The 25,621-nt window shown below is 40.2% G+C and carries 19 protein-coding genes; 5 read left to right on the plus strand and 14 right to left on the minus strand.

Features of this window, described 5'->3' with window-relative positions:
* Positions 1–196: 196 nt before the first annotated feature.
* Positions 197–3,331, minus strand: a complete 3,135-nt coding sequence (locus VB654_RS13440; protein ID WP_323214273.1) for an efflux RND transporter permease subunit — start codon at positions 3,329–3,331, stop codon at positions 197–199.
* A gap of 167 nt (positions 3,332–3,498) precedes the next feature.
* Positions 3,499–4,833 carry an efflux RND transporter periplasmic adaptor subunit gene (locus VB654_RS13445; RefSeq protein ID WP_323214274.1) on the minus strand — a complete coding sequence of 445 codons (1,335 nt, stop codon included), beginning with the start codon at positions 4,831–4,833 and terminating at the stop codon, positions 3,499–3,501.
* A 129-nt stretch (positions 4,834–4,962) separates the two neighbouring features.
* Here VB654_RS13445 and VB654_RS13450 point away from each other — a divergent pair, with 129 nt between their 5' ends.
* Positions 4,963–5,511 (plus strand): PadR family transcriptional regulator, encoded by a 549-nt coding sequence (locus tag VB654_RS13450; protein ID WP_323214275.1) that lies wholly within the window; start codon positions 4,963–4,965, stop codon positions 5,509–5,511.
* Between the two features lie 177 nt (positions 5,512–5,688).
* On the opposite strand, the gene VB654_RS13455 is transcribed toward VB654_RS13450, so the two are convergent.
* The 10 genes from VB654_RS13455 to VB654_RS13500 all read right to left on the minus strand — a co-directional run bounded on the left by VB654_RS13455 (position 5,689) and on the right by VB654_RS13500 (position 19,290).
* Positions 5,689–7,860, minus strand: a complete 2,172-nt coding sequence (locus tag VB654_RS13455) for a dynamin family protein (RefSeq protein ID WP_323214276.1) — start codon at positions 7,858–7,860, stop codon at positions 5,689–5,691.
* 201 nt (positions 7,861–8,061) lie between these two features.
* Complete coding sequence (locus VB654_RS13460) at positions 8,062–10,143, minus strand: dynamin family protein (RefSeq protein WP_323214277.1); 2,082 nt, start codon at positions 10,141–10,143, stop codon at positions 8,062–8,064.
* A gap of 16 nt (positions 10,144–10,159) precedes the next feature.
* Entirely contained in the window at positions 10,160–10,477 is a 318-nt protein-coding gene (locus VB654_RS13465) for a hypothetical protein (RefSeq protein ID WP_323214278.1), read from the minus strand.
* 170 nt (positions 10,478–10,647) lie between these two features.
* Entirely contained in the window at positions 10,648–11,805 is a 1,158-nt protein-coding gene (devC, locus tag VB654_RS13470) for an ABC transporter permease DevC (RefSeq protein WP_323214279.1), read from the minus strand.
* A gap of 18 nt (positions 11,806–11,823) precedes the next feature.
* Positions 11,824–13,038: an ABC exporter membrane fusion protein gene (locus VB654_RS13475; RefSeq protein WP_323214280.1), complete on the minus strand. Its 1,215-nt coding sequence runs from the start codon at positions 13,036–13,038 to the stop codon at positions 11,824–11,826.
* An 85-nt stretch (positions 13,039–13,123) separates the two neighbouring features.
* Positions 13,124–14,527 (minus strand): FAD-binding protein, encoded by a 1,404-nt coding sequence (locus VB654_RS13480; RefSeq protein WP_323214281.1) that lies wholly within the window; start codon positions 14,525–14,527, stop codon positions 13,124–13,126.
* 297 nt (positions 14,528–14,824) lie between these two features.
* Positions 14,825–15,451: a hypothetical protein gene (locus tag VB654_RS13485; protein WP_323214282.1), complete on the minus strand. Its 627-nt coding sequence runs from the start codon at positions 15,449–15,451 to the stop codon at positions 14,825–14,827.
* A 420-nt stretch (positions 15,452–15,871) separates the two neighbouring features.
* Positions 15,872–16,876: an oxygen-dependent coproporphyrinogen oxidase gene (gene hemF / locus VB654_RS13490; protein WP_323214283.1), complete on the minus strand. Its 1,005-nt coding sequence runs from the start codon at positions 16,874–16,876 to the stop codon at positions 15,872–15,874.
* A 128-nt stretch (positions 16,877–17,004) separates the two neighbouring features.
* Positions 17,005–18,039, minus strand: coding sequence for an aromatic ring-hydroxylating dioxygenase subunit alpha (locus VB654_RS13495; protein WP_323214284.1), 1,035 nt, complete (start codon positions 18,037–18,039; stop codon positions 17,005–17,007).
* Between the two features lie 183 nt (positions 18,040–18,222).
* The gene (locus tag VB654_RS13500) at positions 18,223–19,290 is read right to left on the minus strand and encodes an aromatic ring-hydroxylating dioxygenase subunit alpha (protein WP_323214285.1); all 1,068 of its coding nucleotides are present in this window, start codon (positions 19,288–19,290) and stop codon (positions 18,223–18,225) included.
* 454 nt (positions 19,291–19,744) lie between these two features.
* Here VB654_RS13500 and VB654_RS13505 point away from each other — a divergent pair, with 454 nt between their 5' ends.
* The gene (locus VB654_RS13505) at positions 19,745–19,954 is read left to right on the plus strand and encodes a plasmid partition protein ParG (RefSeq protein ID WP_323214286.1); all 210 of its coding nucleotides are present in this window, start codon (positions 19,745–19,747) and stop codon (positions 19,952–19,954) included.
* A 407-nt stretch (positions 19,955–20,361) separates the two neighbouring features.
* Here VB654_RS13505 and VB654_RS13510 read toward each other — a convergent pair whose 3' ends face one another.
* A complete protein-coding gene (locus tag VB654_RS13510) occupies positions 20,362–21,963 on the minus strand; it encodes a peptide ligase PGM1-related protein (RefSeq protein WP_323214287.1) in 1,602 nt (533 codons plus the stop codon).
* A gap of 362 nt (positions 21,964–22,325) precedes the next feature.
* Here VB654_RS13510 and VB654_RS13515 point away from each other — a divergent pair, with 362 nt between their 5' ends.
* Positions 22,326–23,264, plus strand: coding sequence for a phosphoribulokinase (locus VB654_RS13515; protein WP_323214288.1), 939 nt, complete (start codon positions 22,326–22,328; stop codon positions 23,262–23,264).
* 283 nt (positions 23,265–23,547) lie between these two features.
* Here the strand turns inward: VB654_RS13515 and VB654_RS13520 are convergent, their stop codons facing one another.
* The gene (locus VB654_RS13520) at positions 23,548–24,525 is read right to left on the minus strand and encodes a carbohydrate kinase (RefSeq protein ID WP_323214289.1); all 978 of its coding nucleotides are present in this window, start codon (positions 24,523–24,525) and stop codon (positions 23,548–23,550) included.
* Between the two features lie 354 nt (positions 24,526–24,879).
* Between VB654_RS13520 and VB654_RS13525 the strand changes: the two genes are divergently transcribed.
* Both VB654_RS13525 and VB654_RS13530 read left to right on the plus strand, forming a co-directional pair.
* A complete protein-coding gene (locus VB654_RS13525) occupies positions 24,880–25,143 on the plus strand; it encodes a helix-turn-helix transcriptional regulator (RefSeq protein WP_323214290.1) in 264 nt (87 codons plus the stop codon).
* A 199-nt stretch (positions 25,144–25,342) separates the two neighbouring features.
* Positions 25,343–25,621: DUF6391 domain-containing protein (locus VB654_RS13530; protein ID WP_323214291.1), on the plus strand; the 279-nt coding region annotated here is incomplete at its 3' end.

The raw sequence follows: 25,621 nt of genomic DNA on the forward strand, positions 1-25,621 counted from the left end.
TTAGACAGCAAAACTGTAACTAGCTACTAACCCTAAATATGGCGCAGATAGTTTTGGCGCTGGCTCTAGAGTAGACTGATTTTGACTTGGGATTGCAGTCATTAACTAAAATTAATTAGGGTTTTGACGTTAGTCAGGGAACAGGGATGAGCATATATTCTAGGAATGGATAAGATTGCCGATCACCTAACTGGCTTTATGCTCGTACATCTGTTTTGTAAGAGTGCGATAGACTACGTTGTGGCTTTGCCGATGGCAATAATAATAAATAGGCACAGGGAATCAAGTAAAGAGCGAGAATGGTTGCACCAGCCACACCACCGGCAATTACCACTGCTAAAGGCGGCCAAAATCCACCGCCACCGACAATCAGAGGGATAAAACCTGCCATTGTGGTGAATGTGGTTGTGAGTACGTGGCGCGTAGTGTGAATGACTGTTTCCATCATTGCGGCGCGATCTCCTGTCTGGGCTAGAGTATCAGTCTTGAGGGCAGTGAGAACGGTAATGGCATCATTCACTGCCACCCCAATCAGTCCCACAGTACCAATAATGGGATTAAAACCAAAGGGATAGTCGAATAGCCAAACCGATAATCCGCCCAAACCAATGGAAAGAATAGCCACGATGCCAATTAAACCTGCAAGGGCAAAGGAATTCATCGAAAGTACAAGAGTCACCACTAGGGCAATGCCTAAGACAATGCCGTAACCGAGTAGTCCACCAGTGGCGCTGTTACGTTCTGCTTCTTCTCCACCAAATTCCAGGCTATAGCCTTGGGGTAGAGAGAAAGAGTTTTGCAAACGTTGGCGAAAATCAATCAAAGCGTTGGCAGGTAAGGTTCCTGCGGTGAGATAGCCCTGGACGGTGCTGACTCTACGGCCGTTTTTACGAGTGATGGCGGCATTTTTGGGGATTAAACCCAGTTTGCCAATGGTTTCTAGGGGAATGTAGCCGTTGCGATCGCTTGTGAGCAGATTCACCGATTGCAATTGGCTTAAGTCAGCGCGATCGCTATTACTCAAACGGACTCGTATAGGCACTTCTTCAGTATCTTCTAAAATTGTGCCACCAGTTACCCCCTCAGTGATGATTTGCAATTGTTGAGCAATTTCTCGACGGCTTAAACCTCGCGATCGCGCTTCTGGTTCGTCAATATCTAGGGAGAGTTGGGGTAGCACATCGTTAATGCGACTGCGAATGTGGGTAATGGTGGGAACTTCTGCCAAAATTGCCCGGAGTTGCTCACTTAATTCTTGGAGGCGATCAACATCAGAGCCATAAATTCGTAACTCTATTGGGGCTTCAAAAGGTGGCCCCTGCTCAAACAACCGCGCCAATGCACGAGCATTAGGAAAGGCGCTGTTCAATTCCGTTTGCAGTTGGCGAATGAAGCGCTCGCCAGCAATGCCATTTGTCTGCACAATTGCCCCAGCAAAACTGCTTTCGTTTTCCCGATTAGTGAGTTGGTTGTAATAGACTTTTGGCGCACTCTTGCCCAAGAACCAATACACTTGTTGCACCTCAGAATGACTGCGTAAGGTGGCTTCTACCTCTTGTGTCAGCTGCTGAATTTGCCCTAAAGAACTGGTAGGAGGCATTTCTAATTCTACTATGAATTGTTCGCGGTCAGCAGCCGGAAAGAATTGTAAACTTAAGGTGGTCATGAGGCTAAACCCCAGTACAGGTAAAATCAGCGTTAAAGCGATCGCTCGTTTGGGATACCGCAACGACCACTGCAAAGAACGGCGATACCAGGCCGTGAGTCCAGGATGAGAAAATCCGGTTTGCCACCATCCTTGTTTACCAATCGTGCCTTTAGAGGTGAACGAGGGACGATGATTCCACTGATAAATTTTGGCGGTAATCGCTGGTGAAATCGTTAATGCCACCAACAGCGAAGCCAAAACGGCCACAATCACATTTAAACCAATCGTCCCGACAAATTCACCAGTTGCACCAGGAAGTAGGGCAATGGGTGCAAAGGAGAATACGGTGGTTAATGTTCCCCCCAGCAAAGGAGCGCGGAGATACTGCACGGTTTCAGTGATGGCAGTTTCTAAAGACATTCCTGTTTTCAGGCGGATATTCATCTCATCCACAAGAATAATCGCATTATCAACCAGAATGCCCAAGGCTACAATTAGCCCCGTTACCGACATTTGATGTAAGGGAATGCCCAACAACCCCATAACAATCAGGGCGATCGCTACTGAAAGCGGCAGTGCTATTTGTACGGCTAATGCCTGTTGCCAGCCCATCATGATAATGCAAATCACGAACAGCATCAAAGAACCAGATAGCAAATTACCGATGAGATTATTTAATCGCGCCGTCACATAACGACTTTGATTAAAGACAATTTCTAACTTTATTCCCTTGGGTAAATCAGCCCGAAAAATATCGAGAACCTTCTGAGCTTCTACTGTCCAACGATCCAAACGATATTGGGACTGGACAAAAACACCAACGGTGATCGTGGCTTTACCGGCAGTAAATGCTAATTCTGTGGGCGGTGTGGCAATTCCTTTTTCAATGGTGGCGATGTCTGCCAAAAGCCGAAATTCCCGGTTAGATTCGCAGTTAGAACAGCGCACGGGTATTTGCTGTAAACGGTTCAGGGTATCCAATTCTCCCTGCACTTCATAGAGTAGGGTATTGTCACCGCGAAACTGTCCGGCGGAAGTTTTGGCATCACTCTGTTGAATTTGCTCTGCTAATTCTGAGGCGGTAATTCCCAAACTAGCAAGAGTTTCTGTATTCACATTCACCGTAATTTCTTCTTGGGGCGCGCCAAATATCTCCACTTCATCTGTACCAGAGAGCGATCGCAAGGCATTTTTTAACACTTCTGCCCGTCGTTGCAAAATGGCGTAATTTGGTGGATCAGACTGTTCCCAATTCAGTGCGACTAGGAGGGCATAGGCACGCACTTCTCCTTCATCTAATTCAGGTTCACTGGCTGTGTTGGGTAATTCTCTTTGCACCTCCCGCAATTTATCCCTTACCCGTGACCACACCAAGGGTACACGACTCCTACTTACACTATCGAGTAAATCTACGGCAATGGTGGAAACCCCGGCCCGTGATGTGGACTCATAGGTTTTGACTTCGGGAATTTCGGCAATCTTGGCTTCAATGGGATCAGTTACCAGGGATTCGGTACGCTCGGCGGTTCCTCCTGGCAAAAAAGTAGTAACTAGGGCAAAACGAGATGTTAGTTCTGGGTCTTCCAGTCGGGGTAGGGATTGAAAGGTGACGGTTCCCCAAGCCACAATCAGAAAAATCGCCAACAATAGCAAGCGCAAGTTGCGAAAAAATAGCTGTGCCATATCAGTCAAATCAATTCAAAATTCAAAATTATTAATTCAAAATTCAAGACAATCAGTCGGGGCTTGTACTCACCACTGTGTCTCTGCGGTTTGTTTATCTGGATAATTTATTTCTGGGAAGTTCCTAATTGATTTGAAATTCCTTACTAAATTGGCGTGATCACTATTCACTGTTCACTGTTCGCTGATGTGACAATTTGCCCAGAAACCAAGCGGTGTGCGCCACTTTTAACAATTTCTTCTCCGGCGACGATTGTGCCACGTACTAAGACGCGATCGCCTTCGGTATACAAAACTTCCACATCCCGCCGTTCAATGCGATAGGTTTCTCCCTCTGGGGCGATCGCAAAGCAAGACCACAATCCTCGCTCTCCTTTAATTAATGCGGTTACTGGCAACCAAAATCCCTGGGTAGATACTGTTTGTTCCACTTGCAGACGGGCGATTTCTCCTGATGCTGGCATGGTTTGATCTGTAGAAACCAATTGTAAAACCACTGTCCGAGTCCGGGTTTGGGAGTTAATCTCTGGTTTATAAGCCACCACTTGGGCTGCATAAATGCGATCGCCTACCTCTACCTGTTGACGACTCCCCACTGGCAATGTCTGCACGACTTCGGGCGGTACGCCAATTTCTACTTCCGGGGTGACATTTTCTACTAGGCGCACAATGGCCTGTCCGGCTTGTACCACACTGCCTTCATCCAAATTTCGTTCCCCGATCACACCCCGAAAGGGAGCGCGGAGGGTGCTTTTGGCAATATTGATTTCTACATCGCCCATGCTGGCTGTAATTTGTGCCACTGTAGCGGCTTGGGCGGCGATTTGTTCTTGGCGTGTACCGTTCTGCAACGCTGCTAATTCACTCTGGGCAGCAGCGAGACGGTCGGCCAGGGCATCCCGATTAAATGCCACTTCATCCAACTGTTCACGGGAAATTGCTCCTTCTGCGTACAGAGAACTGCGGCGATCGCGACGAATATCTTCTAACTGCAACCGATTTTCTAAATCTGCCACTTGAGAACGAGCCACAGCAATGGTTTCTGGGCGGGGACCATTCTGTAATTCTCGTAATTCTGCCACTGCACGCGATCGCTGGGCTGCTAACTGTGCCAATTGTGATTGGAGGTTTTGCGTATCTAACTGGGCAATGACTGCGCCTTTTGCTACGGTTTGTCCACGATTGAAGATAATTTCAGTGACTTTTCCCCCTCGTTCAAAGCCTAATTCGCTGCGGCGAGTGGCCACTACTTCACCCGTATAAAAGCGCGTCACCTGGTATGACTGTACAGGCTTAATCTGAATAACTTGTACTGCTAACGGGGCAGAAACGGCGACTTCCTGTCCAGCAGACAACCGTTCATATATTCCGAAGCTAATCACCGCCACCATCCCACTTACAATCAGCAGATTCCTTATTCCTGAATTCTGGGAATGTTTTGGAGACGAGGCTGCCTCATCATCTATTTCTTGAACATGGGCTTCCATAAGCTGGCCACTCATTATTTATGGTACGTTGACAAGAAGCGTTATGATATTCAACTGACTGTTATAACACTAGTTTTATAAATCAAAGCGTATATGCAACTAGTTGTTTATGTCAAGAACTAGTGGTTTATGTGAAAAAAAATTATGAGTCTAGCCCACGCGATCGCCAGCATTTTGCTTCAGTCACCCCGCACAGGTTACGATCTGAGCAAAGAATTTAATGAAAAAGTAAGTTGCTATTGGCAAGCCACCTCTCAGCAGATTTACCGAGAACTGGCACGAATGCAGGGGAAAGACTGGGTAGAAGTGGAAGTACTACCACAATCATTTCGTCCCGACAAAAAAATCTATTCCCTTACCGATGTAGGTAGACAAGAATTGATTTCTTGGATTGCTGAACCTTCTGAACCAACTGCAATCCGTGAGAATTTACTAGTAAAAGTACGCAGTGGGTTTATCGTTCCTGAAGATATCCTCATCCGTGAAATTGAACGCCGCAAGCAATTTCATCAGCAAAAATTGGAGTATTATCGCTCCCTCGAACTAGAATTTGGCGATCTGAATCATCTGTCTCGCCCACAAAGACATATCTATCTCACCCTACGGTGCGGGATTCGCTATGAAATTATGTGGATTGAATGGTGTGATGAAGCGATCGCTTCTTTGTTAATCGCACAAGAAAGCCAAGAATAGAGTTATTTTAGCATTTAACATGGTTAGTACGGGAAGTTTGATAAAATTTTAAAAAGGTTGAATTTGTTAAATTAATTTTTGATTATTTATGCCATAAAATTACATTCTTTTTTGCACCTATTTTTATGGGATACATAATTTTTATTATTCATGAACTCAGTTAAAATTTCGATAATTTTAACCATAATAATCCGCTAAAGTATTATAAGCTTCATTCACCAACCGCATATTACCCTCTGCCTTTTTTTGCATCTGGGGTTGATTAACAAACAAATCTGGATGCCATTTTTTTACTAAAGTTTTATAAGTCTTTTTCACTTCACTAAAAGAAGCAGTAGGCTGTAATCCTAAAATGCGATAAGCACGAGCAATTTTATCTTTTTCTGCTTGATTTTTGGGTGGGTTAGATGCTTGTTTACTTTGGGTTTGTTGCTGTTTTTGTCGATTCTGAGAACCAGAAGACCCCATTTCTGCTTTCATGCGTTCTATTTCTGCGTCAATTTCCCAATTGCGAAATTTTTTTTCCACTTCTTGGGGACGAGGAGAAGCTTTAGGAGGTGGGGGAACTTGCTGTTTTGGAGTTTCTACTCTTGTTTGGGTTTGTAACCTCTCCCGTTTGGGAATATAAATACGCTGATTATTTTGGTTTGGGGATATTTCTGAATAAGCTGGATAATTTAAAGGTATTTTTGCTTTTTCTAAATCACGCAATAACTGATTAAAAGCATTTTGTAATTGCTGTAGATATTGACGTTTCTGAGTAACTTCTAATGTCTCTTGACTGACTGTGAAACGAATAATTTTTTCGGCTTTTTGTTCATACTCAGCCAAAATTGATAAACCTTGACTACTCAAATCAGATAAATATTCTTCAATAACTGTGATACAAACTCTAGCAACCTGCTGATGATATGATTCATTAGCTAATTGATCATCTTCTTGTTGGATATTTTTATTAATTAAGTAAGAAATACTCCCAACCACAGCAGCACCCACAGGGCCGCCTAATAACCAACCAATACCACCACCGACCGCAATTGAACCCGGTTCACTTAACTGATCGGTGTTACCTGGTTTTGGGGGTAAAGTGATTTGTGGTTCATTCGGTAAGCGAATTAATAAATCTTCTGGTCGTTCTTCTTTAAAAAAATCATAAGCATCATACAACCATTTCGTCACAGCTAACTGTAACTCTGCCAAGTCTTTTTTTAATTTGTCATTTTGCCAAGATTTAAATTGATTCTCTGCTAATGCAACTGCACCATCAGTTTGATATTTTGTTAATAAATTGGGTAAATGTAACCAATTAGATAATTGTTTTAAACTTTTACTAAAGCCTTGACTAATTAAATTAGCAGCTTTTTCTTGAATAGCAAATTTAGCATTTTGTTTATCATCAAAGGTTTTTATCTCATGAATTAGAGGATCAATTTTAGCCTTTAGTGATAATTGAATTTGAGATGCGATCGCCTGTACCCTTGGCAACCGTACACCACCACTATTTTGTTGTAAAATACTCACAAGATTTTGCAAAGCAGTTTCAAAAGCCACTAAACCGCTACTACTCGCAGTTGCCATATCACCTTTTAATCTAGCGCGTAAAGCAGGTAAAGCATCAACTCGATATAAATTACTAAAACCTGGAGGTAAATCTGCACGAAAACTTTCTGCAACAAACAGCAAACGATTTTGTACTTGCTTTTGTTCTTCTAGTTCTAGTAAATTCAGAAAATTAGCAACAAAAATCACAGTTTTAATTCCTCTATCAGACAACCAATCGCGCAAATTTTCTCGTTCGCCTAAAGTCATTAACTTACGTGCATCTAGTAACTGAACGACTAAATCTACACTTAAAAGTTTTTCTTTAACTAAATTATCTTGCGCTTCTCGGTCATTTGTTCCTGGTAAATCGATAAACTCCACACCAGTTTTTAACAGTGGATGAGGATAAAAAACTTCTACAGAAGCGACATCTTTTCGCATCTGCCTATTACCATCAAGAATAGCAAATTTCTGTAAAACTTCCGTCCCACTACGATAAATTTCTGTGCCGTCTACTAACATGATTCGAGTTCGCACATCTGAACCATATTTCACAGTAATCATTGCGCCTGTAGTGGGAATCAAATCAATTGGTAACGTGCGATTTCCCAAGATAGCATTTAATAAAGTAGACTTACCATGATTAAAAGGCCCAAAAACCGCAACGCGAAAACTAGGATTAGTCAAATGACTACAAACAGTCAGAATATCTTGATGCAATAATGACCGCAATTCTAAATTCAATAATGCTGATGCAGACTTAAGAGAATCTGCTAAATTCCTGTAATCTTCACCCTGTTGTTGCATATTTCTCTACTGATAGCAAATTATCTATAACGATCCCAAATAAGATGTGAACATTTCTCTTGTTTCTCTTCCTCTGTGATCTCTGTGTCTCTGTGGTTCGTTATTCCATATTACAGCACATTTCATCAGAGTGAAATACACAAGGGCAGGCAGGATGCCCACCCCAAAATATTTATATTTCTGCTAAATCAAACATAATTATCAGCTATAGTAAGCCAATAAATCACTATATGCAGACTCAATTTGTTGCATTTCAAGTATGACATTTTCCTGTAAATTATTCAACCGTTTTAACTCACTCTCCCGATTTATTTCCCGTGTTTCCTTCTGCTGCACTAAATTATCTAACTCAGATTTGCGAGAGACAATATCATCATTAATTCGTTGACTTACCTCCCTTTCATAAGAATCAAAACACTCTTTTACCGCATCATATACAGTTTGAGATTGTTCATGAGCGATTTGTGGTAGGTATTTAACTAACTCAGTTTTAGCAGTTTTAAGTAACTCCTTACGTGCTTGGTCTGCTTGTAAAAAACCTACACCCAAACCTAGCAAAGCAAAGCCAACGGGGCCAAGAAAAATACCTGTAACTGCCGTTAATATTCCACCAACACCAATAACTGTGAAGTAGTTTAACAAAATATTTTTCCAATCAAATCCAGCACCAGCTAAAGCGACACCGGCTAAATTTCCTCTAGATAAAGATAATAATCCCATTGCCCATTTTGCCCATCCTGGTGACTTATCATCTTCTGGGGTGGAATAAGTATTTACTTTTACTGGTTGTCCGGTGAGTTTTTCGGTAATTTGGTCTGTGACTTGACTGTAAGACGCGCCATACTGTGCAGCACTGCGAGAAAGTTCTAGAAAAGCGCCATTGATATCTTTTTCCGCAGTTAAAGTCCAAGCAGCAGCTTTATCAGCGATATATTGTTCAAAGGCTTTTTGTAATGCTTCGTTAAATGCTTCTCGTTTACCGCTACTGAGGAAATCTAAAACATTTAATTCTGGTTGATAGCGTAAAAAATCAGTTTCAAAAGTATTACCCAAATTTAAAACATAGCCACGAAATGATTCCGAAATCTTTCGCGCTTGGGTATCTCTAGTATTGATGATTTCTTTTTGAAATTGATCTCGAATTCCAGTCAGTTGATTAAATTCAGGTTCTACAGAATCCAGCCGTTTTTTTAATTCATTGACATCTTGATCAAGTAATGGTAAACGCCTAGAAATTGCTTCTTGGGTATGCTTTAAGGCTTGTCTACCTAATGTTCTCACTTGACGGAGTTCTGCGATCGCGCGTTCTCTGGTAAGAAAAGTGTTCAGTGACCCCATAAACTCGGCAAAACCAGTTCCGGCTAAATTTGCTTGGGGATTTTTCAGTCGTTTTCGCAATGCTTGAATTGATGAAACTTCAAATACCCGTTCTTCGTAAATATCCTGACCATCTACAGTACAATATTCTGCTAAATTCGCCTGAAATACTTGTCTTAATCTGTTTTCAGCAGCTTGTAACTCTTCTTCATCGTCAGGATCAATTAAAGATTCTCGTACCTGATCCCAAGCATTAATTAAAAAGAAAACTGACAATCCTCTACCTTTAATATAATTTTCTAGATATCTCCGTTCACCTAAAGTACAAGGTTGAGAAGCTCGCATTACAAACAAAATTGCGTGACAATTATTCACATAACCTAAAGATAATTCGTTTCGGGCTTCTGTATCATTCAACCCTGGACTATCAACAATTTCAATTCCCTTTTCTAACAATGGCAAGGGATATTCTACTACTGCATAATCAACATCAGGAAAAGCTTGTTTTTTCTCTTGTTCTAATTTTTTAGCCTCGGCTGGATCAATAGTATACTTATACTTAAAACTTGAAAAATCTAGCTTTTGGGGATTTTTTCCATCATTAAAATGAATGGTTACTGTTTTTTCAGCCCCATAACGTAAAACTGTTAATACAGCCGTACAGGGGTTAACATCGCTTGGTAGTAAATTTTCCCCAATTAAGGCATTTAGAAAGGTACTTTTACCCCGTTTCATATCACCTAAAACCAATAGGCGAAACACACCTTGTTTTAAGTTTTTACTAGCTACTGTAATATCTTCAATGTCTCGTTCTAAACTGAGTTTTCCTGAAGACGATTCTCCTGCTAATTCAGCTTGTTGGATAGTGTCAGCCATGCGACTCAGACATCCTGAAATTTTGGCACGAACTTGAGCAACCCGTTCTAAATCATTGATAAATTTGTCAGTATTAAGTTGTTGACTCATCACAATTACCCTGTATTTAACGACGATTGTTTTTGGATTCAAAAAATAGTTTGTAAGATATCCACACCAATGCAGAGATAATCATTATTCCCGCAACTGCTGAGGCTATTCTCACAGCTACCAATGCTGCAACACCAAGAAGAAATAATTTTCCACCAAGAACAGCTTTCTTCATCCACGGTTTTTGGAACTTTTCTGGCTGATGCTTCACTGTTTGATGCACAGGTGGATTGATATCAGCTTCCATTTCCCGCAGTCGTAATTCAACTTCGCGTTCCCGCAATTTGCGTTCCCGTTGCTTTAGTTCGTTATGGGGGTCATCTTGAGATGTCATTAGTCTCCACTCCGTCTAAGACAATGAAATGATCACAGCACTCATACAACAGGTCTATTGTATTTTATTTTACAGCTAGATAGTGAAATTTCTGTTGAATTGGCTAGAAGATTCTGCTCAATATTTTTAGGTTAAGGAGTGTAGAGACTTTTTTGCCTACTCGTAGTGAATTAAAAAATATCGGCGGGGTCTGCTGAGTTTAATTTCCGCATAGCGATCGCGCCAGAAATTAAACACATGATAATTGTTAAAATTAAAACTAAAATTATCCGATCAGGAGTCATAAATAGTGGTAGCTTCGTCACATTCCGGGTAAAGGCATACATAACAAAGGAAACAAAGCCACCAGGAATAAAACCGCAGATAGCTAATATTAATGCCTCTTGAAACACAACTAATAATAAATAGCTATTACGATAACCCATGGCTTTGAGTGTGGCATATTCAGGCAAGTGATCCATGACATCACTGTAAATAATTTGATAAACAATAATTACACCCACTAAAAAGCCGATGGTGACACCCAAAGAAAAGATAAAACCAATCGCGCCATTTTCTTGCCAATATTTCTTTTCAAAATCAATAAATTCTTGCCGGGTAAAAACTTGCACATCATCATTCAGGTAAGATTGCAAGGCTGTGGCGACTACATCAACATCACTACCCGGTTTGAGGTTAATTAAACCTAAGTTAACTTGACCTGGTTGTTGTCCTGAAAAAATCCGCAAGTAGTTTTGGTCACTGGTAATTACGCTACCATTAGCAACAAAAGAAGCACCCACCTCGTACAAACCACCAATTTTAACTTTACGTCCTTGCAATTCTGTGCTAACAGATTTACCATCAGAAATTTGAGCGATCGCCTGTGCATATTTTCCATTGGAATTGCGATCAAATAACAGTGTATTGGGATATTTGATCTGTTCTAATTTTTGATTAACTGCTGGTAAATTGAAGGCAGGTTTTTCAGGATTAAAGCCAATTACCAAAATTGATTCGTCTAACTTCGTTTGGGGACTTTTCCAAACACCCAAGCGGACATACAAAGGATTAACAGACTCCACTTCAGTCAGATTAGCGGCTTGAAACAATCGACGACGGGAAAAACTACTGAGAAGTCCCAAATTTTGCGCTTGACGACTTACTAACACCACATCAGCTTGTAAAAGCTCATGAAACCTGGTATTACTATCATATAAAGCCGACTGAAAACCTAACTGCATTAACATTAAAAAATCGGCAAAAGTAATTCCACAAAGAGCGACAAAAAACCGTCCTTTCTGCCTCATTAATTGCCGCCAAGCCAAAGGAATTTTACGTTTAAACATAATAATAATTAATAATAACTAAGGACTAATGACTATTTCTACATTTACCTGAAGATTAGTAAAATTAGTAACTTGCTGACTAGAAGCTTCATCTAAACGAACTTTCGCCTCAATTACTCTCGCATCTGTAGCTGCTGTAGGGTCAGTATCTAACACATCTTTTTTCGCTATCTTCAAGCCAATCCGATCCACGGTTCCGCTTAATTTCCCTGTAAAAGCATTACTAGGACTGGTAATAGTAGCAATTTGACCGGGGCGAATCTTACCAATATCACTTTCATAAATTTCCGCGATCGCATACATTTGATCAGTTTTACCAATTTCCACAATTCCCTCCTCACCGATGGTTTCACCGGGACGAGCTTGAACCCGAAGAATTTGACCGGCTTGGGGGGCGCGAATGTATGCTGTATCAACTTCAACTTGCATTTTTTCCACAGTAGCGATCGCACTATCCACCTCTGCTTGAGCTGTAGCGACATCTGTGGGACGCACCTCTGCTGTTTGTTCTAAAGTCGCTTTAGCTTCTTGAATCTGCGCTGTGAGGGTGCGTTGAATTCTGCCTAAACTAGCTTGAGCAGCATTTAGTTCTTCTTGGGCGGTTCTGACGGTTAATCTCCGAGAATCTAGGTTTGAAGCCGAAATTGCACCTTCCTTGTAAAGACTTTCATAGCGGCGAAATTCCATCTCTGCATTTTGTAACTCAGCTTTTAGGCGAGCATTTGTCGCTTTTTGGGTCTGGATTTCACCCTCTAACTGTGCTTGCAGATTTCTCACAGTAGCTGCTCTAGCTGATATTTCACCTTGTTTTGCGCCGGCTTTCACCTGTTCCAGTCGTGATATCGCCACTTGGACTTGTTGCTGTGCTTCTTTCAGATTAGCTTGCAAGCGATCGCGGTTATCCAAAATAGCAATCACATCTCCAGGCTTAACTTGTTCACCTTCATCAACCAACAATTTAGCCACACGACTAGCACCACTAGGATCGGTAGGAGCCGAAATTCTCACGACCTCACCTGCTGGTTCCAATCGTCCTAGCCCATTCACTTTTGGAATGACTGGCGGACTCACCTGAGTTGATACCACTGGATTTACTGGATTAGTTGTAGGACGAGTTACATAAATTACACCTGCCCCCATAGCCATGACAGAGGTAATACCCAGTGCAGCTAACCAACGCAAATTGGGCGGAAACAAAGACGATTTCCTAATTTCCTGAAAATTTCGCAACATTCTATAGTTCCTTATATAGTAGTTTAAAATATCAAAATCCTGTCCCCCTCCTCGCTTGCGGGTCTAGGGGTGGGGTTTTCCGGGCTTAATTTTTATACTTCGCCCCTATTTCTACAAGCTGTTCATACTTAAAGAAACCAGGATTCAGAATCCCACAAGGGTCATATTTCCGCTTCATCTCATTCACTGTAGACCAGTAATTTCCGAAATGCGATCGCCATCTTGGTAAATCAAAATCCGCCCAAGTCGCCATATATCTTTTACCACCCATTTGCAAACCCAAATCAGTCAGTAACTTTAACTGCTCTAGCACAGGTTGAACCTGAGATTTAGGAATAGTTGGATACATTCCCAACCCAATAATTAAATCATCATCAGGTAAAGGAAACATAGGCATTTTATGCTTACCAGCATTGAGACAAAAAGAACCTATAGGTAAAGTCCGAAAATCCAAAAAACTAGGCACACGTTCAAGAGCAATATCAATAAATTCCTTTGCCCTAGACCCTGGTAAAAGTACATCAATCCAAGTATTAGCAGTATTTACAGGATGCGGAACCTGACCTAATGGTTGAATAAACTTCTCAAAAGTCAAGTCTTCTGTATGGATATGACGATAAAAATTTAAATCAGCCAGCAATTCCGCATTATTTATATCATTTACAGAATCAATTTCCAAGGTAATTTGCATCCTGTAAAACCATTGAATTAAAGGTTTCATCTGATTTTCTTTTCTACTCATACCTTGTAAGCACGGTGAAAATAAAGATACTAAACCATCTATTCTACTTTCTGAAACTAAGCGACGTGCATCATGTAAAAGTTGATCTAAATCGTCATAGCAAAGAAAATAACTGCGTGTGTAAGGGCGATATTTTCTCAAACGGTTTTTAATTTTAGTAATAATACCAAACTGACCATAACCACAAAGAACGTGATAAAAAAGTTCGCTATTTTCTTCTGGTGTACACCAAACAATATCACCAGCACCCGTAACAACTTCCAAACCCAAACAATTATCAGCTTGAGAACCGTAACGAAAAGAACTCAAACCCAAACCAGCCGCCGATAAAGTTCCCCCTAAAGTCACTTCAAAGTTATTAGTAAGAACAGGCGGAATTACACCATGAGGAATAGCAGCATCAACAACTTGTTTCCAAGTCACACCAGGATCAGCTTTAAACCAAAGTTCATTGGGGTGAAATTCATCAATTTGATTGAGACTCCTCATATCTAAAAGAATGCCATCTTGATTCAAAGATTGACCACTTAAAGAATGTCCCGCAGCCCGTGAGGAAATTGTTAAATCTTGTTTGGCAGCATATTTAATTGCTTCCGCAATATCAAGCGAATTTTGGGGGCGAATCACAACTTGGGGCTGTTTTTTAACAATGTTGCCAAAATCTTGAGAAACTGCTTCTAACTCTGATTCTTTATTACTAATTTCCCCAGAAATAATCTGTTTTAAATCGGTGATAATGTTGTTCATTTTTTTTCTATTTTAATTTAGATTTTTAATCTAACCACAGAGACGCAGAGTACACAGAGGAATAAGGAATGGGCATTTTAAACATACAATACCGATGAGAAAAACCTCTGATTCGTTTTTTTCATGATTTTGCGTAAGTCCTGATTAATTTCAATGGCTTTTTAATTAATTTTGGAGAAACAAACCACATAAAGCCTTCGGCATAGCTTCGCTTACCGCGCAGCGTCTCCCCTTGGGAGAAGGACACTAAGGACACAAAGTCAAGAGTTTTTAGAGGGTTTTATTGCATAGTTTTAATTAATTGAATACCCGCATTTTCAGCATTTTAAAGCCAATTTTAAACAAATTAGGAATCAATTTTATAAAAGAAAAAACACTTTGAGTATCTGATTTAGGCAGCAACAAATTATCTACATTTCTTTCATACTTAAATACACAAACACAATCACCCTCCGCTTGTTTACTCAAAATTGCGGCCTTGATTCCCGGAAAAGCCCTTCTAGTAGCTTCTTGTTCCATCTCACAAAACACACGACAAGGACTATCAAAACCGTATTCTTTAGCAATGGATAAAACGGGACAAATTCTTTGAATTTCTAATGCTGCATCTGTGCCATTTTGAGAAACATCTACCACATCCATCTCAAAGCCCATCAAACTCAGTAACGGTGCAGCTTGGGTGAAACCTTTGGCTAAGGTATTGTGGTCGATGAAAGTACCCATTAACGCTTTTTGTTGTTCAGGATATTTTTCCATCATCTGTTCAAAAGCAGCAGCTTCTCCTTTTTCTGCGACCAGGTTTTTGTATTTTTGAAATCTCTTTCTAAACAAATTTACGGCTTTAGATTCATCTAGATTGATGATATCTTCCATGCGGAGATTCCCTGTAATTAGTTCCTTTTCTCTGCTCATTTTTGTGGTCATACTATTAAGATGGAATAACGAACCGCCTTCGCGCAGCGTATGCTCCTATGGCTTTAGTCGCCAAGAATGCCAAGTTAGAGAGCGAATATTGATTAATTACAAGTTGATAGAGAAGTGATGTAAATAGTCTTTTAGACGCTTGAGTAGATACAAAGGCAAATTATCCAAGCTAGTACATATTTACAAACATTAAGAAAGGATAATGCAATATCTATTTCTAGCTCGCTCGTAATATATGTATCTTGTGCTGTTTTATTCAAAGTGATATTTTTTGACATTACCTGTAGTGGCTGTGTGTGGGTTTGGGTGCGCGTGTTGAATAAACTTTTGGCTATTGATTGTCTGATGTTGACTGATTTGGGTTTTCTCATGGCAGCGTCGTTTTTATTAAAGTGTTTATCAGTTGCAATCAACAAAAATTTATAGCCACTTACGAGGATTTCTTAAAACTTCTTTCAACATGGCTTCTTTACTACCAGGAATAGGTTGATCATCATATTCCCAGTTGGCAGCAGGAGGCATACAATTAAATACACTTTGCTGCTTCACCATACCACTGGCTAAACCAAAACGAATCCCGCGATCGCACGATAAAATAAACTCTACATAGCGCCCACGTACCAGATGTTGCCAATACTTATTTTCTGCTGTAAAAGACATATCTTTACGCCTTTCTAAAATCGGCATATAAGCTGGGAGAAAAGCATCAGCACAATTAGTCACTAATGACATTATCTTTTCGGGATTTTCGTGATTTAAATTGTCAAAGAAAATTCCACCTATACCTCGATGTTCGCCACGATGTGGGATGTGAAAATATTCATCACAGGCATTTTTAAACCGGGGGTAATAAGCAGAACTATACTGATCACATACATCTTTATGCACTTGATGAAAATGAACTGCATCTTCCTCAAAAAGATATGCTGGTGTTAAATCAGCACCACCGCCAAACCACCAATACACAGGTTGGTTAGCATTACAAATCTCAAAATAGCGATAGTTAACATGAGCCGTGGGAGCCATCGGGTTATGAGGATGAATGACAAAGCTAGAACCTGTAGCGAAAAAGCGGTTCCCTTTGTTAGTAGTCATTTTATCGGCTGCATTTGTAGCGAGAGCGCCTGATTTTTCAAAGGACATTCCCGGAGGTAATTCACCATTTATGGCTACATAATTAACTCCTACCTTCTCCAAAACATTACCATTATGCAGAATCCGGTCAATATATATAGCGTCTTCACTACTTTCACCAACCGTCCAAAGTCCCTTGCGATCGCGATTCCAAGACTGTTCAGAAAACTTCGTACCATCTAACATTTCTAGCGCTTGGCAAGTATTATCAAACATCTGTCTAAAAAACTTGTCGATTACCCCACGCATTGCTAGTTGTTGCGTCAATGATTTTTCGAGGACATGGTTCATACTTATCTCCCCACTATGAATGAAGTACGTTTATATATGTGTATTCATTTGCCAAAAATCATGAGTGCTAAAAAACTGAAACCAAGATAAAATTTCAATTTCAAACCCATCAGCCAGCACCCAAAGCATTACTTCATATCAACAACTTGCTGCTGTTTCTCTTGACTAGATGCAGAAAATTCAGCCTGAGACTTTTGCAAAAATTGTCGGAAAGTAATATCTAAAGCATCAGCCGCTACATGAAGTTCCTCTGATATTTGCGGCATTGCTTGAGAATTTAAAGTTGAAACTACTACCGTGTCTTCTTGAGCTAGTTTATGGTCAATTTTTCTAAAGAAACCATCTAACCAAGGTAGGGGTAAAATATTGCGATATAAAACGCGTTTGACACGAGTCCTATTTTCATCAATAGGCAGGTGAGCCACTAAAATGCCAAACTTAATATCAAATCTGCTACCTCGACCGACATTAATTTCTGCAAGAGTAACATTAGGCAGATACAAAGTCAATTTAGTTTTCAATTCTGGTCGTCCACCGAGTAAAAAGTTCAAGAAACTTTTGGAGTTACCTAAAGATTCATAATTGACTTGCGCCACTGCACCCCAATCATACTTATCAACTTGATATTTAATAGTTTTATTGATAGGGATTCTCTGACCAAAAGATTTTTTGTGGACTGCAATCACGTGGGTAAAATCAAGATTAGCTTCCATGAGACGAGCATAGTTAGCATTATCTATACTGTCATCGTATACAGGACGCATCGTTGATACCATGTATTCGGGAAAAGTTGGTAAAGGAGGACGTTCAGCCTCTGGTAAGTCTCCATAAAATAACCAGATAAAACCATATTTTTCCTGAACTGGGTAGTTATCAATACGAGCTTTTTTAGGAATAGAAATTCCAGGTGCGTTAGAAGGAATTTCAACACATTGTCCATCAGCTTGAAACTTCCATCCATGATAAGGACAACGAAGACAATCTTTTTCAATCCAACCAAGAGAAAGAGCCGCACCACGATGAGGACATTGATCATTTAAAGCTATTATTTGTTTTTGAGAATTGCGATAAAGCACAAATCTTTGATTAAACATCAAAACTTGCTTTGGCTGATTAGTAACTGCCGAGCTAAATTCACAAGCATACCAAAAATTTTTCAACATATTTGTCTCCTATCCTTTTTAGATATCTTGCCTGAGCAATTTAATCCCAAATTGCACTCGTAACGCCATTCACTTGTATTACTGTGCCAAATGTCTTTCCTTCTTTTCTTCTTCCTTTGTGTCCTTTGCGCCCTTTGCGGTTTGTTACTCATAAATATTGGACGCAAAGCCGAAAAAATCAATCTAATTCATCAATGAAGTATAAATAGATTGCGATTTATGTTGATGAGAACTATCTAGTTTATATTGTTCAGAATTTAAACCCCATCCCATAGCTAAATATTTTTGGCGCATCTGACGATAAGCCAAAGTCAAAGCATCAGCAGGAACATGAACTTCAGTTAATAAATTATCAGGAATTAGTTGAGGAATTTGGGACTCAGTTACCACTTTATCTTCTAACCCAACTTGATGATGAAACTTGATAAATAACCTATCTGCCCAAGAATAGGTAAAGAAATTACGCAGTTGAATTCGTTTACTAATAGTTGTGTTTTCATCCACCGGTAGATGAATAGCATAGTTGATAATTTTGCCCCGACCGAAATCACTTTCAATTTTTGTGATATTCGGTAAATAAAAGGTAGTCGTGGCATTCAGTTGTGTCTGTTTGGGACGAAAAAAATATTTAAAAATGCCATTTTTAGGCTGAGTGTAATTCTTATAGACAATTTTCGTACTTATGCCCCAATCTTCATCTTTAACTACATAATCTTCCACTCTGGGGTCTTGTGCAAATCCTGCACCAAAAGAATTAGCATGAACTGCATAAAGATGGGCAGGATCAAGAGCATTTTCTATGACGCGAGTGTAATTAGTTTGCATTCTATATTCTATATAAATAGGATGCATTTTGGGGTCTTCATATTCTGGAAAAGGCGGAATTGGTGGTCGTTCTCCTGCGGGCAAATCTCCATAAAATAGCCAGATAAAACCATATTTCTCTTGTATTGGGTAGCTGTTTACATTAGCTTTTTTTGGAATGGGCTTACCAACTTCATTAGAAGGAATTTCAACACATTTGCCGTCAGCTTGAAATTTCCATCCATGATAGGGACAACGAAGACAATCTTTTTCAATCCAACCCAGAGATAATGCTGCACCGCGATGAGAACATTGGTCTTTTAATGCAACTACTTGACCTTGAGAATTGCGATAGAGGACAAACCTCTGATTTAACATCGCAATTTGCTGCGGCTTCTTAGTAATAGCTGAACTAAATTCACAAGCGTACCAGAAGTTTTTTAGCATCCCTAATTTCCTAAACCTTGAAAAAAGTGGTTATTTATACTAAATTTTGGTCGAAGCAGACGGAGTTTCTGAAGCTGTGGCAAAATCTAACTGACCTTTTAGCTTGTAGTGAGTGCTTTAGCGCTCAAAATTTTTGTGCTGTATTTTTTATACTTTTTGGAACAACAATCATTGGGGTTTGTTTTGTTAAAAGTCCTGATTGCAAGATAAATTAACCAAATTTAGAGAAATTTAGCTGCCGTCGCGCTTATAATCTGTGTTTTCACCATTTGACACTTTCTGGCTTCTATTGCCTTTGTTTTGTGCCACCCTTTGGAGAGAGTTACTTCTCTTTCTTTAGGTATAGGTGATACTATACCAATGCACTGGTGCATTAGTCAACTAATGAATAATTTTCCCCGATTAACCATTACACCAATAAACTAGTGAATAAGTTTATTAGTTGGAGTATAGTGTGGCACAAGGAGAAGCTTCGATTCGGGTTTACTTACCCCCTGATATCAAAGACAGGTTTAAAGCGATTTGCTTTTTTAAGGGTCTGAATATGTCTGACGTTTCGGCTGAACTTATTGAAGACTGGTTAGCTAAAAATGACATGGAACTGCCAAATTCTCAGAAAACCTCATCTACGTCCACAATTAGAAAAAGTGATAAGTCAGCATGATTTAAGAAGGTTGATTAAATAACTTGTACCTCTAATTCTGCTTGTGCTTGGGTTGTGTAGTTTCACTGGCGTTTGAGGTCATCAAAGCAAATCTATATGTATGCTAGAAATTTCTGAGGTTTTTTGACTCATTTTGTAGCTAATGGGGTGACAACTATGGTTGAAAACCCTATCTAGCCACTGTTTCATAGATTAAAGTTATGCAAAAAGTCCGGACAGTTTTTTATAACTAGATCGAATTTATAGGAAATTCCAGCGTTTGGGTATTAAGTATTGGGTATCGAGTATTATTGACACTCTCTTAGAGGTTGTTTGAAAAACAGCCCTGGCGACTGGAAGTCGCGGCTATACAGACCAAACCCGCCTACGCGGGTTAAAAAACTTGATTTTTCATCAGTCCTCAATTCCTAGCTATATCCATCCCAAGCCATAGGGAAAGTGTAATCTGAGAACAATGGTAAATCGGGATTTTCGCTGCGGGTTTCTTCGTCCAGCACTTTGACGACTTTGTGATAAATGTCTTCTGCTTGTTGTGGGGAGTCGCCTATGCTAGTTAATCCCAACTTGCCAAACTGGGAAAGACAACCCATAAGATGAAAAACTGTGCCTGTTTCTGTACCGCTATCAAAGTGCAATCGATGATGGGCGATAATATCCATTAAATCGTTAGGTAATAATCCTCGATATCGGTCTTTTTGCAGGTTGTCGGTGGCTATATAGTATTTGGGTCGCCCTTGCTGACTATAAAATAACCCGGTGGAAAGGTCGTAGCGTCCGTTTGTTAACAATTTCAGGGTCATGAAAGGATGAGTAGTACCACCTTTTCGCAAGTTAATTTCAATCGCCTGAATGTCCCACTGACCATTTCCTTGGTCAACGGTGATGAAATCTACGCCAAATCTTTCAACTGCACCTTTTTCGGAGAGTTTTTTGCCGACTTGTAAACCCCATTGCTGCAATTGCAACCGATAGCTGGAATCAGCCGGAAATCGGCAACCAAGATAAATCTGTCCGTCTGGGCCGCCGAGAATTTGGTCATGGGTGGAGACAATTTCTACTTCACCTGTGGGTGTGATGCGTCCTTGGACACTGGGCGATCGCTTAATTTCTCCCTCTACAAATGCTTCGGCGATCGCCCCTAGTTCTGTAATCCGGTTGGCGAAATTTCCCCAGGTTTCATGTGTGGATTGAAAGCGCATGGTGGGGAAGCGATCGCTAATTGCTGCTACTGTTTGGTTATAAGACACTTTCCCCGGTGCTACATCCATAATTGGTCTTAAATCTAGCAGTGCATTTCCTTCTCCAGAAATACCTTCATTGAGTTTCACTACGATTCTTTGTAACGTGGGTTGACGTTCCCATAAATTACCCGCAACTTTTGCCAAATCTTGCTGATTCCACACCTGTTTGCTGCCATCGGGATGAGGAACTCCACTTTGGGCGAAAATTTGGCGACTACCGCTTTTAGTCCCCCAAATCTGCAAATTTGGGGCAACTGCATACAATGGCACATTTAATTTTAAAGATAATTCGGCTTCTAAAAATGTGGAATTGTAGCAAGTCATAAACGATTTTTCTAGTCTCAATGCTTGGCGGATGCGTTCTAGCAGTCGAGGACGTTCTAAAATCTTTGCAGTTAGGGGTCTGAGGGAGGAATCGTAAGTTGAAAGTAGCAGCAAGCGATTACGCGCATGGGAAAATGGAATTCCTGGTAACAGTTGCAAATAGTAATCAATAATACTAGGATGTAGTGGCATTGATGTGAGATAAATCAACCTAGTGCGGGGGTTTCGCAAACGCATTAAAGAGAATAATAATCTTTCTTCATAATGCTCACAACCCTCTATTTTATGCAGTTCATGTTGGTCGATGCTGAGGGAGGGAATAATTAAAATATCCGCCTCACTATTGTCAAATAGCTCAATGGTCGGCCAGCGATCGCATAAGCTTAACTGAAGATGGCGGAACTTCTCAACTTTGTCTAATTCTGAAATATTCAGCATCTCCATAATCCCTACTCTGTATTGCTCTTTGCTTCTAGCATAGCGGTGTGTTATATTGACTTAATTATTTCTAAATTTCTTTGTTTTCTGTTGCCTTTCTACGCAATTAATTATAGCTATGGCAGACCAGCGATCGCGAATCAAATCAGATGGCTATATTTAACGGATTTAACAATATTTAGCACTTATTTAAACACCAATCATTGTTTTTAATTAATGTAAATAAATAAACATAAATAAATCGTATGTATAGAGATGTTACGTACATAATTTTGCTTGAGTTAGTTCGTCAATTCCCTTCTAAAATAAAGAACATTATCTCAAACAGTTGACCACTGTACTTATTGCTCATATTCGGGAGGGGAATCATGGCTCGTCCAATAATTTTGGGGATTGTCGGTGACAGTGCCGCAGGCAAAACAACACTGACTAGGGGAATTGCTCAGGTACTAGGTCCAGAAAATGTGACACTGATTTGTACCGATGATTATCACAGTTATGATCGCCAACAACGTGCAGAAATGGGTATAACTGCCCTGCATCCTGATTGTAACCATTTAGACATTATGCAGCAGCATTTATCGCTGCTACGCACAGGACAGCCAATTCTCAAACCTGTTTACAGTCACTCCACGGGGAAATTTGAAGCCCCAAAATACATTAAACCCAAGAAGTTTGTTATAATAGAGGGTTTACTTGGTTATTCTACCCGTGCAGCCCGTGAAGCCTACGACGTAAAAGTTTATCTTGCACCTCCCGAAGAACTACGCGCTGAATGGAAAGTCAAGCGAGATACCCAAAAACGAGGTTACACGGCAGAACAGGTATTGGCAGAACTAGAAAAGCGTGAACAAGACTCAGCTAATTTTATTCGTCCCCAGCGTCAATGGTCGGATATAGTGGTAAGTTTTTATCCCGCCAATGAAGAAGACGAAGACAATAACGGACATTTAAACGTGCGCTTGGTATTGCGTCCTACAATCCCACATCCTGATTTTACTTCAATTTTGAATTTAACTAACGGTAATTCTGAGTCAGCAGTTCGCTTAGGATTAGACCGAGATATGAGTAAACCTGTGGATGTGTTGGAAGTGGATGGTCATGCAACTTTGGAACAGGTGAATAAGTTAGAGCATATATTATGCTCAGATATGCCTTACTTACTAAATGTATGCGATCGCGAAATTAACCCAGAACTAGGAAAAGTTGCGGGAACAACTGGAGAAACATTGCAAAGTTATCCTTTAGCGCTGACTCAGTTGATTATTACCTACCATATGTTAAAAGCAACGCAAATGTATCAATGATATTTGCTCACACAGAAATTCGTTATAGACAGTAAATCAACTGTTAGATTCCGTGATTTTGGGCAATATCAATTTCTCTTTCTTGCCGAAAGCGAACAACAGTTACTTGAATAAATTTAGCAGATACACCATTACCGCAAATTGTCATTTAAGAAAAATTTCAGGGGTAAAATTAGCTAAAAGCATTCAAATTGACGGCAGAATGGCATGAAGATTTTTCTCCATTTGCCAGCCAGGAGTATCAGCCGATTGTCGCTGATATCCCAACTGGGTGTACTATTCCCTAAACTTGATGGGAGGCTAGAAAAGCATCAATTTCCGCCGCAGTTGGTTGAGAAGCGATCGCACCTGCTTTAATAGTAGTTAGCGCTCCCACTGCATTAGCATAAGCAACAACTTTTTTGGCTGTTTCTCCATCCTGCAAACCTTGAATACCATGTAAACTTAGCTGGTGGATAAATCCTGCTAAAAAACTATCCCCAGCCCCAGTTGTATCCACAACATTAATGGGATAAGAAGGTAAATGTCCTTCGTTTTCACCCAAACAATAAGTGCAACCATGTTCACCATCCGTCACCAGCACCCCATCAATGGTATCCATACGGTAAGTAATAGCACCTGGGTCTTTAGTATCAAATAGCCATTCTGCCTCTTCTTTAGAGAGTTTGAGAAAATCAACTCGCTTCCATATCTCCTGGATTTTTTGACGTGCTATATCTGGATTTTGCCAAAATACAGGTCGCCAGTTGACATCCAGAATAATCTTCAGGTCGTATTGTTCTGCTAAATCTAAGGCGCGATGAACTGCCTGCTCACTTTCAGGGTAGGCTAATTCTAAAGTACCTAATACTAAAAAATCAGCCTCTTGAAACAGTGACTCTGGCAATTGTTTAGCTTGCAAGCGGGTATCAGCAAATTCAGAGGTGTCATACTCACCAAATCCGGCAAAATTGCGATCGCCTGCCAAATCACGCACCACATAAACTTGCCTCGTTGGTGCTGTAGAATGGCGTTGCACCCCTGTGGTATCTACACCAATTTCTTCTAATAACTTAACTAGTTGATTCCCCGCCTCATCTTCACCAACAGCCCCAATAAAACCTGCGGGAGTTCCTAGTTTCACTAAAGCACAGGCTACATTAGCTGGCGCGCCACCTGGGTAAGCAGTCCAGGACTTCACTTCTTCTAGCTTTAGCCCCAATTGGTCAGCTAAACAATCAAACAAAATTTCACCAAGGCACAAAACACGGGGATTGCTCATTTCATGAATCCAGAATCTGAGATTTTCGATTTTGAGTTAGTAATTCTAGTATAAAATCTATAACATTCTTAACTCATCTGTCGCCAGTCTTAAACTCAACAAAAGAGCATCTTTTGCTACTATCATACTAAATATATCCTCTCTGACTTCAGGATTTCTGTATGTATTTTTACGTTCTATTTTAAAAATAAAGTCTTAAAAGTTACTATTTAAACACATATTGCTATCACAGGCAAATCTAAAGAAAATCTAGTCAATTCCATACTGCCATAACTTAAAACCCCCCCCAACAAAAGAATCTTCTAGAATTAAAAGAGGATTAAGTACATATACCAAGGGAGGATAGAAATAGTTATGGCTGGTGGCGAGTCTCAGACCCCTGTTAGTCTGTCAGACAGAGAATTGCAAATAATCGACTTAGTGGCCGCTGGCTTAACTAACCAAGATATTGCAGTCAAACTGGAGATTAGCAAACGCACAGTTGATAACCATATCAGCAACATTCTCACGAAAACCCAAACCGACAACCGGGTAGCTTTGGTGCGTTGGGCTTTACAGTGGGGTAAAATCTGCTTAGATGAGGTTAATTGCTGTGTCTTACCCATCCAGAAAGATTAAAAAATTTGTTGGTGTGTACTAATTGTTCTTCTGCTCACACGTTTCTTTTCAGGTGAATCTCTAGCGTAAATTCTCATCGGCATTAAAATCAAGCAACACACATCACCAACCATCAACAAAAATTAGTCACAAATTCCTGCCTCAAAGGTTACATTGATTAAATCTATATTGCTCCATCAGCGAGGAGAGCAGTGTTTTTATGAATATTTCCACTTCTGCTTCAGGTATTTCGTCTACCTTTGATTTTTTTAGTTTTGATTTTACCGCACCGCAACCAACACAAGATGCTGATTTACTCCGACAGCTATCATTTATCCCAGGGTTGAAAGAAATGATACTGCTGCGGCAAGTTCACGCCCTAGAACACGCTACTGTTTGGGTTTTGAGTGAAGCCAACAGCGCCCATGCACCGAAAAACAAACACACAAAAGTACAAGTAGATAACGAACTATTAGGCGGCTTGTCCACAGAACAAGGA

The organism is Nodularia sp. UHCC 0506 (assembly GCF_034931045.1).
GTDB lineage: Bacteria > Cyanobacteriota > Cyanobacteriia > Cyanobacteriales > Nostocaceae > Nodularia.